Raw genomic sequence first — 12945 nt, forward strand, 5'->3', positions numbered from 1 at the left:
ATATAGTTTTCGAATATGTTTACGATTCTTTTCTGTTAGTTTCTAATTTTTATGTTCTTTTTTTTGAGTACATGTTATATGTATATTCATATTTTGTTGTTTTACACAAATAAAAATTTTATCTATTATATCTTTTTGTGTAAATAACACTAGTCTATATTACATTTCAGTATATTAGTAATATTAAGTTGAGCTGATTCATATAGAAAAATAAATTTTAATCAATTAAAAAAATATAAACTAAAATGGAAAAAAATACCTTGATATACAATTATTCGTAATATAATCCAGAATACAAATAAAAAAGAACTTGAAAAAAATTAGAGAATATAGTGATAAATTATCTAAAATGAAAGAAACTAAAGATATTAAAGTTATATCTTTAGATGGTAAAGTTATAAAATGAAGTTTTGATAATTTTAAAGATCAAAAAGCAATTCAAATATTTAGTGCTTTACTGAATTGAGAAATAATATTAGCTCATGAGGAAATAGATGAGAAAACAAATGAAATTCCAATAGCTCAAAAATTTTTTGAAGAATTGTGATTAAAGTGAATAATTATTACTTTAGATGCTCTTCATTGTCAAAAAAAAACTTTTAAAAAAATAATTGATTCCTGAAATGATGCAGTAATTCAATTAAAATGAAATCAAAAAAAATTAATGAAGAAATAGAGAAGAAACAAGAAATATTAAATTTATATAAATATAAAACATTTATACTTTGACTATCTAAAGAATAGGAAAAATGTATAATAAATGTTATTGTTGTATATAGAAAAACAAAAGAAAAAAATATAAAAACAAAAAAATATGATTTTAAAACAGAAAAATCTTTTTATTTATCAACAAAATAGCTTACTGCAAAGGAATATTTAAAAATAATAAGATGACATTGGGGAATTGAAAATAGAAATCATTATGTAAAAGATACATCTTTTTATGAAGATTCTTCTAGAATAAAAAAAAGTGCTGAAATAATATGATTACAAAATATTCACTTTTTCTTTAAATGAACAGCCCTGATTTTATAACACTAGAACTATTATCAAAAATGTTTTATCTAAACTCTCTATATCAAATTTAGTTATATCATGACTATAATTTTATATTTGTCTATGCAAAACTCCTAAATATTTAATATTTGTAAAAATGTGGAATAAGTAAAATTTTACTATCTAATAAATTATTTTTCATTTTAAATACAAAATTATTTACTTTTTCAGAAAATAATAAGTAGTTACTATAATCATAATATATTTCTGAATAAATAAATTTAACAATAATATCGTATTTATCAAAGTCATGATTATTTTTATTTTTTGAATTTGGATAAATAATTACTCCTATATTATTTATACTTCATATATATTCATTAAAATTTTCATTTTTTTTATATTCTCATCAACAATTTTTTGAAAATATTTCAATAAAATTATCAATTTTTCAATCATAATTTATTCAAACATATATAGCTTCACATTGATATCAACTATATTTTAATCAATTTACTAATATATCAAAATTTTTAATTGAAATTTTTTCTGAATATCAAAATAAATCATCATAATATTGTTCCAAATATAATATTTTGGGTTCTAATAATAAATCTTTTTGCATCCATCAATAATCAAAACATATTAAATCATGTCAATTATTTGATGCAAAAACAATTAATCTTTTAGGAAAACAATATGTAAATTTGTTCATAGCTTCTATAATTTCATCTTCATACATATATTCAAAAACTACATCATAAAAAGATTGAACATATTCAATTTTATCAAATCCTGAAAAAAACATTAGTTTGGGTTGATTATTTTGATCAAAATAAGTAGTAGGCAAAATATATCATCAATTACAAATTTTCATTAATTCTTTATATAAACTAGGTAATTTAAATCAAATTTCTTTTTCTTTATATTCTATATCTTCACAAGTGGCAGGAATATTTTTATTATTCCATCTCCAAAAAGAGTTTTTATTAATCATATTTAAAATTATTTAATATTTAAAATTATTATTCAAAATAATTGACAAATAAACATTTATCTAAAAACTTTAAAAAAAACTAAAGTGTTCCATTTTCAAGACTAATTTATACTTTTTTTAAAGTAGTGACATTTAATATAATGTGGAATCTAATCTTTATCAAAATCTTCTTCCCATTCTATTAGAACTTTTTCTAGAAAAGGTACAAAATTGCTATCTGCTAATATATTAATCTTTTCCAGTTTTTTAAAAACATCTTGTATTTCATTATGTGGAATAAATAATTCAAGAAAATTATTGGATTTTACAAACTTCTGTTCCAAAATAGACCCATATTTAGGTAAACAATTTTCATTATAAAGGTAGCGAATTACAGATGAAAAGTGCCAAGCATCACTGTTATTTCCAAATTTTTTTATTAAATATTAAAATAATTTTTTCATATTATTGTAGGCATCTTTATAAAAGTATATAAGATTTTTATAAAAAAATGATTTAATTTGACTTTAAAAAAACTATTTTTTTCTTTTTTTTAATACTTTTTATAAAACCTTTTTATATTTTTTTCTATAATTTTACTGAAGGCCTGTAATAAAATTTTTACTATTTTTAAGTAAAAATAAATATTTTTTATATTCTAAAATAGAATACTTGAATTTAAAAAATTTTTTATTTATATTCAGGGAGGCTAGGATTTGAACCTAGAGCACCAGCTTTGGAGAATAGTATGTTAAAACCAGTTAGACACCACCTTACTTTATTTATAATAAATATAAATGTCTTTATATTATAAATATTTTTTTTAAGATTTCAAATTTTTTTGGCTCTATTTTTTTGAGACAATACTTTTCTTTTAAACTGAAGGTTTATAAAGATATTAGAAGTCTCTTTATATAGTTATGTTTTATGTTATATCAATATGCCATTCTTTTAAAAAGTTTGGCTTTAGTGTTTTTTCATTTAGTAAAGGCATTTGTAATTCATATTTCAAAAAAGTTCTTGATTTAGTTCATATTCTAATTTTCAATAAATATTATTATCAATTTCAATTTCTACAATTTTGTAATTAAAATATTTTTCACATTTATTTTTATTTATTTTTTTGCTTATTTTATCTTGCAACACATTAACTGTATAATTTCTTTTAAATTTTTTAACTTCTTCCAATTTTTCTTGTGTTGATTTTACTAATAATCTTCTATTTTCTTTATCTTCATATTGTTTAGCGGGATTAAAACATAAAACATATTTTTTATCTTGTATTTCAAATTCTGATAATGTATGTTTATCAAATAAAGATTGTTGTATTTTTTTATTATTTTCTGCTTTTTTCTTTAATTCTTTATGATTTAATCTAGAATAAAAAAACTATTTAAGACTTAAATAAACTTGATTTATTTAAGTTTTTTTTTATTATCATCGTTAATTTATATATAAAAATATAAAATATGAAAAAAGATAAATTAGCACTAATAATACTTGATTGAGTATGAATAAATGAAAAAAAACCTGAACAAAATGCATTAATTCAAGCTAAAACACCGAATTTAGATAAATTGTGGGCATGAGAATACTCAAAAATTGAAGCTAGTTGAAAAAATGTATGAGTATCTGATGGTCAAATGTGAAATTCTGAAATATGACATATGACTATATGAGCTTGAAGAATTATAAAACAAATACCAACAAAAGTAAAAGATTTGTTGCAAACTTGAAAATTCAAAGATTTAAATGTTTACAAAGATTGATTAAAACATATACAAAAAAACAATAGCAATATACATATAATTCAATTATTTGGACCTTGATGAGTTCATGCAAGTTATGAACATTTGTTATGATTTATAGATTTAATTCCATGAGATATATCTGTTTATTTACATCTTTTGTGAGATTGAAGAGATTTGGTGCCTAGATCTATGTTTTGATATATGAAAGATTTTTTGGAAATATTAGAAAACTATCCTAATATAAAAATATCTACAATTTGAGGAAGGTATTATGGGATGGACAGAGATAATAATTGGGAAAGAATACAAAAATTTTATAAACAAATGATTTGAGATGATAATATAACTAATTTATCTATTTTGGATTATATAAAAAAATCTTATGATAACGAAATTTTTGATGAATTTATAGAACCTACAAGTTTTACTTGAACAGAAAAAATTAAAGATTGAGATCTTGTATGTTTTTTAAATTTTAGATCTGATAGAGCAAAACAATTAACAAAAGTTTTTGTTGAGGAAAATTTCAATGAATTTGAAAGAAAAAATTTAAAAAATATAGAATTTATTTCTATGACAAAATATTATTGAGAATATAAATGAAAATATTTTATAGAAGATGAAAATCTTGATAATATATTATGAGAAATACTTGAAAAAAATAATTTATCTCAATTACATTTAGCTGAAACAGAAAAATTTGCTCATGTTACAAAATTTTTTAATTGATGAAAGGAAGTGAAATTTAAAAACGAAAAAGATATATTAGTAAAATCACCAAAAGTAAAAAGTTATGATTTATGTCCTGAAATGTCAGCAGAATTAATATATGATGAGTTTGTCAAAAATATTAATAATTTTGACTTTTTTGTAATTAATTTTGCAAATTGAGATATGGTTTGACATACTTGAGATATGCAAGCAACTATAAAAGCTATTGAAAAACTAGATTTCATATTATGAAATATTATTGATATATCTAATCAAAATTCTATAAAATTAATAATTACAGCAGATCATTGAAATTGTGAAGAAATGTGAACTGAAGAAAATAAAAAAACTTCTCATACAACAAATCCAGTTCCTTTATGGTATATATCAAATTGAAAAACTCAAAAAATTAAAGAAAAATGATGACTAAAAGATATTGCTCCTACAATATTAGATATTTTGCAAATTGAAATAGTATCTGAAATGGATTGAATATCTTTATTAAGTTGAGATGTTGAATAATTTAAAAATATTGTCAATATTAAACTCATCTTTGTAAACAAAAAATAGTTAGTTTTGTGATGGCGAGTATTATTGTATTTTCTATTGAGATGCGGAGTAATAAGAATATTGATGAATATGCGACATAATAAAGAAACATTCATTTCAAGAAAGAATAGAAAAAAGTCTTTAAAAAAGTTTGTAAATCGATATAATTGTGTCAAACTTCATAAATGAATTGATAATAAAACACCATATGAAATTATAGATGAGTTTTATCACTGAAAATAAAAAGTTGTAAACAATACTACCATTTCTTACAAATTACCAATTTATATTTTCAATAGCTCATGACCAATTTGTATTTTCTTCATCAATACCAGATAAAGTAAAATTAGATTGATAATGCCATTTATCACCGTCTTCATGAAGAATTTGTCAAGCTATTATATACTTTTTTCAGCTATAAGCTATATGATAAATATCATCATCTCAAGGATTTACTGTATTTAATCTTTCTATTTGCAAAATATCTGATAATTTATTATCTCAACTTGAATTTTTTTCCATAAAAGATAAACTAAATCAAGTATAATATGTTCAACCAGTTCATTCTATTCCTCAAGTAAGATTTCAATTGATAAGATAAACATCAATTCAATCTGAAATTACTGATAAATCTGCTTTTACTCTAGCTTCTTTACTTTTTCATACAAACTGAGTTAATGCAATTCAAGATATTACTGATAATACTGCGATAATAGCTATTACCACTATCAACTCTACCATAGTAAATCATTTGTCTTTTAAATTAATTTTCATTATTTTTTTTAAAAATTAAATTACATTTAAAGTATAAATAAACAAATATCAAAAATCAACTTTATTTTAATAAAAATATTTTTCTATAACAAAAAAACTCTCATTTAATGAGAGTTTCTTAAAAAGATTATTTATATTAATATTACCAATCTATACCATTAACAACATTAGACCAATCATCTGCTGTCAAGTCTTCTCAAGATAAAGTGAAGTTATCATATTCAAGATACCATTCTCTGTCACCATTATCATCTGGATCTAATTTTCAACCTATAACATATTTTTTAAGATCAGAAGATATATGATATGATTCACTACTATCAGGATGTACTGGCACAGTAGGAAAAATATCTTGTAATCAAGTATTATTATCCAAAAAACCTGTATTAAAAACTGTTCCACCAGTTCAATTTGTACCAGTAAGACCACTAACATTATCAGCTTGAGCTAAGTATGTATCAATTCATCTAGAAATTGTTCATATATCTGACTTAACTCTAGAATCTCTAGCTTGTCACACAAACTGAGTAAGTGCAAGACCTGCCACTACTGCTAATACTGCGATAATAGCTATTACTACTATCAATTCTACCATAGTAAATCACTTCTTATTCAAATTAATTCTCATTTTTCTTTTTTTTATGATAAATAAAAAATGTATATACATTATACATATATAATATCAAAAATCAATAGTTTTTAATATTTTTTTGTAATAGACTATTTCAAAATATAGTAAAGAAAATAAAAAGACTTGATATTTTTTAAATTTTTGTTATATAAAAAATATGTTTGAAGTAAGTATAATTTAAAGTTTATTAATAATTAAATAACATTTCAATTCTAATTATTAATGTTGATAAATTTTTTGTTTATATAAATATTAAAGTATAATTAATATTAAAATAATTATAATATGGTTATTAAAAAATAAAATAAATAATTTTTTAAATTATATATTTAAAGTATTATATATATAAATTATAGACAAAATGCAAATTGTTGAAATTAAAGAAAATGAAAAATGACAAAGATTTGATAGATTTTTGAGAAAATATTTAAAATATACTGATATAGCTCTCAAAAGTATATTTAAAGCTATAAGAAAGTGAGATATAAAAGTTAATTGAAGTAAATCTAAAGAAAGTTATATACTTAATATGTGAGACGAAATAGTTTTTAACTCATTTTTTTCAAGTCAAATAAAAGAAAGTCAAAAAGATAAAAATCATAAAATCAAAAATATTAAAAAATCAAATATAGAAAAATTAATTTTATTTGAAGATGAATATTGGTTGGCAATAGATAAACCAAGTTGAATAGTAATTCATCCTTGAGACAAAAATTATAATACTATTACTTTAGTTGATTTATTACAAAATTATTTAAAATCAGATATTTGAACTTTTAAACCAATGTTTTGATATAGATTAGATAAAGATACGAGTTGAATCATAATAGCAGGCAAAAAATATGAATCATTAAAATTATTAAATTTATTGATAAAAAATAGAAATACTAAAAAAAAATATATTGCTGTTGTGTTGTGAAAAATTAATAAAGAAGAAATTATTGATAATAATTTGGAAAAAGTATATAGCAAAAAACTCGGTAAAAATATAGTTATCTGTTCGTCAAATTGACAAAGTGCAAAAACAATTGTAAAACCTATTAAACACAAATTTATAGAATGAATTTGATATATAACATTATTGGATATAGAAATAAAAACTGGTAGAATGCATCAAATAAGAGTTCATCTCAAAAAAATAAAACATCCAGTTATTTGAGATTTAATTTATGGAAATAGTGAAAAAAATAAATTATTTTTAAATAAATTTTGAATAAATAGACAATTACTTCATAGTAGTGAATATTATTTTTATGATAGTATACAAAAAAAAAATATTAATATACACTCCCCTATTCCTCAAATAATAAAAAATATTTTTTAATATAATATAATATTAATATGAAAGATAATATTTTGTTTGATTCTTACAAAGATATTTTGAATGATACAAGTTTAACAAGATTAGCTACACTTACAACAATTATTTATTCTATCATATTTGTAATATATGTAGTTTATCAAACATATTCTACAATTTCTGAAACAACAGACCAAAGTAAAACTATTGATATTGCTATTGAATATATTAGTTTTTTTATAAAAAATATAGAATTTGCAGGTTTTATTTTTATTTGAGCCATTATTTTAGCTATATGATATTTTTTGTTGCCACCAATAGCAGATTGAGCATTAATTAGTTATGTAAAAAATAAAAAACATGGTTGAAAAAAAGCATTATCAAAATGAATACTTAACTTTTTTCCAATGTTTGAATATAATGCAATGACAAGTGCAGTAAATTTTTTGGTATTTTTCATAGCAATAAGTAGAGCATATAGTATGTGAATTTTGAATAATATATTTATACAAATTTTAATATGAATTTGGTGATTAGTTTTACTTTTTGCATCTATATTTTTTCATTATTCAAAATTTTTTATAATTCTCAAATGATTATGACCAATAGATGCAATGAAAGAAAGTATTTTTCTAACTTTTGAAAACTTTTTTTTGACAATAAAATTTGTATTTATAAGTTATTTACTTTATATTAGATTTATATTAAATATATTATTTGTAATATTTATACCTTTATTTTTGATTCGACTTAATGTTAAATTATGATTTTTTGATTCAAATATTACTAAATTTATGATTTATACATCATTTTGATTATTAATTATACTTACTGCATATATAAATTGAATTATAGAAGCATTTTTCATATCGTACTGGTACAAAGTTTTTGAAAAAACACAAGAAAACACAGAAGATTAATTATTATATATTTAAAATAATTTACTAAAAATAAAAAACAGTTTGATATTGAAAAAAATGAGTAAATATTTATAATAGCACAAATTTTATGTATTAACTTTTTATTGTTTTGGCAAAAAAAAAAACTAGTAAAAAATCAAAAAAAATTGTTATAAATAAATATAAAATAGCATTAATTTTATTAGCTATTTGTGTACTATTTTTCTTTACTGTTTTTATGGCATCAGATGGAACACCACTTTATCGAGTAATTGAATTTCCAACACATTTAATAATTTGAAAATATTGAAGTTTTCTATTTTTTTCTTTTACTACAATAATGGCTTTTTATATATTATATGATGAATCAATATTAAAGAAAAAAATATTTAAAAAACTTTTATTATTATTTATTATATCTTGTGCTATAATTAGTTTTCCGATATTAGAAAGTAGTGGATCTTGATCTTTGGATCCTTATAATTTAGGTTGATGGACATGATATATTGCATTAATGATTATAAGTTTTCTTTTGTGACATCAAAAAGAACCTACTCAATATTTTACTTTGCTTATTTTTTTATGAGTTTTTATTCGATTATTATTTACTCTTAAAATTAAGTTTTCTGCACCACAAATTCAATTTGATATATGAGATTGAAGAAATACTAAAAAAAATGAAATTAAATGAAAAATTAAAGAAAAAAAGTCTAATTTTTTGTCAAAGAAAGAAAATATATCAAAAGCATCTGATATTGTAAATGATATACCAAAAAAAGAAAATAAAGCAAAATTAATTTTTAAATCATTTTTTGAAAAAAAATCAAAAGATAATAATGAAAATAATGATATCAATAACGAAAATGATAATAATATTATAGAAAATAAAAAAGAAAATATTATAAATAAAAATTTAAAACAAAATAATAATATACAAGAAACAAAACAAAATAATACACAAGAAGTAAAACAACAAAAATTATCTTTTCCTGAAGATAAACCTAGTTTTGATATAAATATTTTGGATGATGAACAAGATCAATCTCAATATGAACTTGATGATAATTATTTGAGTGAAAAAGCAAATTCAATTATTAATAAATTGGATGAATTTATGATACCAGTTTCTTTTGAATGATATAATATATGACCTACAGTAATACAAATAAAAATTAAACCAGAAGCTTGAATAAAAATATCAAGAATAGAAAACTTAAAAAAAGATTTAGCACTTTGATTAAAAACTAAATCTTTAAGAATTTTGGCTCCTATTCCTGGAACAGAATTTATTTGAATAGAAATACCAAATCCAAAACCTCAAATAGTTGCTCTTAGTCAAATACTTTGATCAAAAGAACTTGGAAATAATATGTCAAATCATTTAACTAATCTTTCATTATGAAAATGAATAGATTGAAATATTGTTATTAAACCACTTGAAAAAATGCCACATCTTTTAGTTGCATGAGCTACTGGTAGTGGTAAATCTGTATGAGTTAATGATTTTATATTATCATTATTATTTCAAAATAGTCCTAGTGAACTTAAATTTATAATGGTAGATCCAAAACAAGTAGAATTATGAATGTATGAATGAATACCTTATTTACTCTCCCCTATTATTACAGAACCTGAAAAGGCAGTAAAAATATTAAAACGAGCTGTTGAATTTATGAATTCTAGATATCAAAAACTTAAAAAAACTAAAGTAAGAAATATTGATCAATACAATCAAAAAGTACCAAAAGAAGAAAAAATGTATCGTTTAGTTATAATTATTGATGAATTAGCTGATCTTATGATGAGTAGTAATAAAAAAGATACTGAAAATTATATAGCAAGAATAGCACAAATGGCTAGAGCTGTATGAATTCATCTAATAGTTGCTACACAAAGACCATCTGTTAATGTTATTACTTGAGTTATTAAAGCTAATATTCCTACTAGAATAGCATTTGGTGTAGTTTCTGTAGTTGATAGTAGAACTATATTGGATAGTAAAGGTGCAGAAGATTTGGTATGAAAATGAGATATGTTATATATGGATACTACTACCAAATTTCCTATGAGAATTCAAGCTCCATTTGTAGATACTGATGAAACTGAAAATGTAGTTTCAAGTATTAAAGAAAAATATATGCAATGACTTAAAGAAGAAGATATATATCATCCAGAAATTATAAATATATTGGAATCTAAACCTGAATATGCTTGATGATGAAATTGATCTGATTGATGAGATGATGAATTGATCGAACAAGCTATACAAATAATTACAGAAACAAGAAAAGCAAGTGCAACTATGTTACAAAGAAAATTAGGTATATGATTTGCAAGAGCTGCTAGACTTATGGATATTTTGGAAGAAAGATGAATAGTATGACCTGTAGATTGAGCTAAACCTAGAGAAATTTATGTATAATTCAAGATTTTAAATATTTAAATATTATAAAGACTTGAAAAGAATAAAAATTAAATTTTAGATAATTAAATTATAAATTTAAAAGACACGTCAATAAAATGAGTGGGTGAAAAATATTTAAAATTGCCAACACATTATATATATTTTTGTTTGATATTAATCAAAAAATATATATAATGTAAATTAAATTATTTATTTATTTAATGAGTTTTGTTATGTCTGAAAAAAATAATGCGATACTTCGTTTTGATAATGTGTCATTTGATTACAATGATTGAGCTAATATAATTTTGAATGAAGCATCTTTTTCTGTTCGTGAAAATACGAAAATAACTATAATGTGACAAAATTGAGCTGGTAAATCTACCATATTTAAACTAATTACATGAGAACTTAAACCTAAATCATGAAAAATAAATATAGTAAATTGAAATTCTGTTGCTATTGCTAGACAAGTAATTCCAAAAGAACAGTTTTTGTATACAGTAAGAGAATTTTTTGAACAAGTATTTGATGAAAAAGATTATCAATTAGATATGAAAATAAACAATATTCTCAAAGAAGTAAATCTAAAAACAAATTTAGATAAAAAAATAAAAGATTTTTCATGATGACAACAAGCAAGATTGCTTTTGGCTCAAGCTTTAATACAAGAACCAGATATATTACTTTTGGATGAACCTACAAATAATTTAGATAAAGATTGAATATGAGATTTAATTTGATTTTTGCTTACATATTTAAAAACTGTTATAGTTATAAGTCATGATGCTGATTTTTTGAATATGTTTACAGATTGAGTTTTATATTTAAATAAAAATGATAATACTGTAGAACAATATTGGTGAGATTATTATACAGTTTTGGAAGAAATAAAAAACCAAATAGAAAAAGAAAAATCTCAAAATGCAAGAGCAGAGAAAAAAATGAAAGATGCAAAAGAAAAAATTAATTATTTTGCAAATAAATGATGAAAAATGAGAAAAATAGCTAAAAAAATGAAAGAAGAAATAGAAGAAGTTGAAGATGAAAAAGTAATAGTGAGAAAAGATGATAAAACAATTCCTAATTTTGAAATTCCTTTTGATAATTATAACGGTCCTATTGTTCAAATCAAAAATATAACTATAGTAAATAAAGAATGAGAATTACAAACTAATAAAGTGAAAATTCAGTTAAAGAAAAAAGAAAAACTTTTAATAAAATGACCAAACTGAATATGAAAATCTACTTTATTGAAAAGAATGGTAAATTGAAAAGATAATGATGCTAAAATTACAAGCGATGTAAAAATTTGATATTATAGTCAAGATTTTGATGCATTAGATATGAGTATGTCAGTTTGGGATTCTTTACATGAAATGAGTAATGAAGTTACTAATCAAGAAGTTTATGATACAGCTGGTAGATTTATGTTGGCTAAACTTATAAAGAGTAAAGTAGGAGCTTTATCAGAATGACAAAAATGACTTTTATGTTATGCAAGATTTATAATACAAAGACCAGATTTATTAATTATGGATGAACCAAGTAATCATATTAATTTCCGTCATTTACCAGTAATAGCTGATGCATTAAATAATTATAAATGAGCTATGATAATGATAAGTCATGATGAAGAATTCTTGAGTAATATAAAAGATGTAGATGAATTAGATTTATCTTCGTTTTTGTAATTATACTAAAAACATTTAATAATATTAGTATAATTATCTAATTATTTGAATTTTATTATTCAACAAACTAGATAATTTTTCCTTAAAAGTTAAATTAAATTCTCAGCAAATAGCCTTAATTATTTCTATAAAATCAAAAAAATTAGGAGTATATGTATTTTTTAATACTTTTTTTAAAAATTTCCAAACTCTTTCTATTAAATTTAAATTAGGTGAATATGGCGGTAAATAACACAGTTTTATTCACAGTTTTTCAGCTA

Annotated in this window: 12 protein-coding genes and 1 pseudogene; 7 read left to right on the top strand and 6 right to left on the bottom strand. The window is 21.2% G+C overall.

From position 1 onward, the window contains the following. Positions 1–310 precede the first annotated feature (310 nt). On the top strand, positions 311–676 hold the full coding sequence (locus VAMP_RS03165) for an ISAs1 family transposase (RefSeq protein ID WP_213349146.1): 366 nt from the start codon (positions 311–313) through the stop codon (positions 674–676). A 462-nt stretch (positions 677–1138) separates the two neighbouring features. Here the strand turns inward: VAMP_RS03165 and VAMP_RS03170 are convergent, their stop codons facing one another. The 3 genes from VAMP_RS03170 to VAMP_RS03180 all read right to left on the bottom strand — a co-directional run bounded on the left by VAMP_RS03170 (position 1139) and on the right by VAMP_RS03180 (position 3160). Continuing rightward, the gene (locus VAMP_RS03170) at positions 1139–1993 is read right to left on the bottom strand and encodes an SMI1/KNR4 family protein (RefSeq protein ID WP_213349149.1); all 855 of its coding nucleotides are present in this window, start codon (positions 1991–1993) and stop codon (positions 1139–1141) included. Between the two features lie 149 nt (positions 1994–2142). Next, positions 2143–2316 carry a hypothetical protein gene (locus VAMP_RS03175; RefSeq protein WP_213349151.1) on the bottom strand — a complete coding sequence of 58 codons (174 nt, stop codon included), beginning with the start codon at positions 2314–2316 and terminating at the stop codon, positions 2143–2145. A gap of 637 nt (positions 2317–2953) precedes the next feature. Next, complete coding sequence (locus VAMP_RS03180) at positions 2954–3160, bottom strand: hypothetical protein (protein ID WP_213349154.1); 207 nt, start codon at positions 3158–3160, stop codon at positions 2954–2956. A 281-nt stretch (positions 3161–3441) separates the two neighbouring features. On the opposite strand from VAMP_RS03180, the gene gpmI reads away from it, so the two are divergent. Continuing rightward, positions 3442–4956 (top strand): 2,3-bisphosphoglycerate-independent phosphoglycerate mutase, encoded by a 1515-nt coding sequence (gene gpmI / locus VAMP_RS07065; protein ID WP_213349157.1) that lies wholly within the window; start codon positions 3442–3444, stop codon positions 4954–4956. Positions 4957–5067: 111 nt separating this feature from the next. Then, the gene (locus VAMP_RS03190) at positions 5068–5226 is read left to right on the top strand and encodes an integrase (RefSeq protein ID WP_213349160.1); all 159 of its coding nucleotides are present in this window, start codon (positions 5068–5070) and stop codon (positions 5224–5226) included. A 33-nt stretch (positions 5227–5259) separates the two neighbouring features. On the opposite strand, the gene VAMP_RS03195 is transcribed toward VAMP_RS03190, so the two are convergent. Together VAMP_RS03195 and VAMP_RS03200 are read right to left on the bottom strand one after the other, a co-directional pair. Beyond that, the gene (locus VAMP_RS03195) at positions 5260–5757 is read right to left on the bottom strand and encodes a type II secretion system protein (protein WP_213349163.1); all 498 of its coding nucleotides are present in this window, start codon (positions 5755–5757) and stop codon (positions 5260–5262) included. A 142-nt stretch (positions 5758–5899) separates the two neighbouring features. Beyond that, positions 5900–6385: a type II secretion system protein gene (locus VAMP_RS03200; RefSeq protein WP_213349166.1), complete on the bottom strand. Its 486-nt coding sequence runs from the start codon at positions 6383–6385 to the stop codon at positions 5900–5902. 364 nt (positions 6386–6749) lie between these two features. Here VAMP_RS03200 and VAMP_RS03205 point away from each other — a divergent pair, with 364 nt between their 5' ends. The 4 genes from VAMP_RS03205 (at position 6750) to VAMP_RS03220 (ending at position 12685) form a co-directional block, all read left to right on the top strand. Beyond that, positions 6750–7712: an RluA family pseudouridine synthase gene (locus tag VAMP_RS03205; RefSeq protein WP_213349169.1), complete on the top strand. Its 963-nt coding sequence runs from the start codon at positions 6750–6752 to the stop codon at positions 7710–7712. Between the two features lie 17 nt (positions 7713–7729). Then, complete coding sequence (locus VAMP_RS03210; RefSeq protein WP_213349171.1) at positions 7730–8608, top strand: hypothetical protein; 879 nt, start codon at positions 7730–7732, stop codon at positions 8606–8608. A 109-nt stretch (positions 8609–8717) separates the two neighbouring features. Beyond that, positions 8718–11009 carry a DNA translocase FtsK gene (locus tag VAMP_RS07070; protein ID WP_213349173.1) on the top strand — a complete coding sequence of 764 codons (2292 nt, stop codon included), beginning with the start codon at positions 8718–8720 and terminating at the stop codon, positions 11007–11009. Between the two features lie 215 nt (positions 11010–11224). Beyond that, positions 11225–12685 carry an ATP-binding cassette domain-containing protein gene (locus VAMP_RS03220; protein WP_213349175.1) on the top strand — a complete coding sequence of 487 codons (1461 nt, stop codon included), beginning with the start codon at positions 11225–11227 and terminating at the stop codon, positions 12683–12685. Between the two features lie 170 nt (positions 12686–12855). Here VAMP_RS03220 and VAMP_RS03225 read toward each other — a convergent pair. After that, positions 12856–12945: pseudogene (locus VAMP_RS03225) on the bottom strand (transposase); the annotation flags it as partial.

This window comes from Candidatus Vampirococcus lugosii, from assembly GCF_018420025.1.
GTDB lineage: Bacteria > Patescibacteriota > Gracilibacteria > Absconditabacterales > Absconditicoccaceae > Vampirococcus > Vampirococcus lugosii.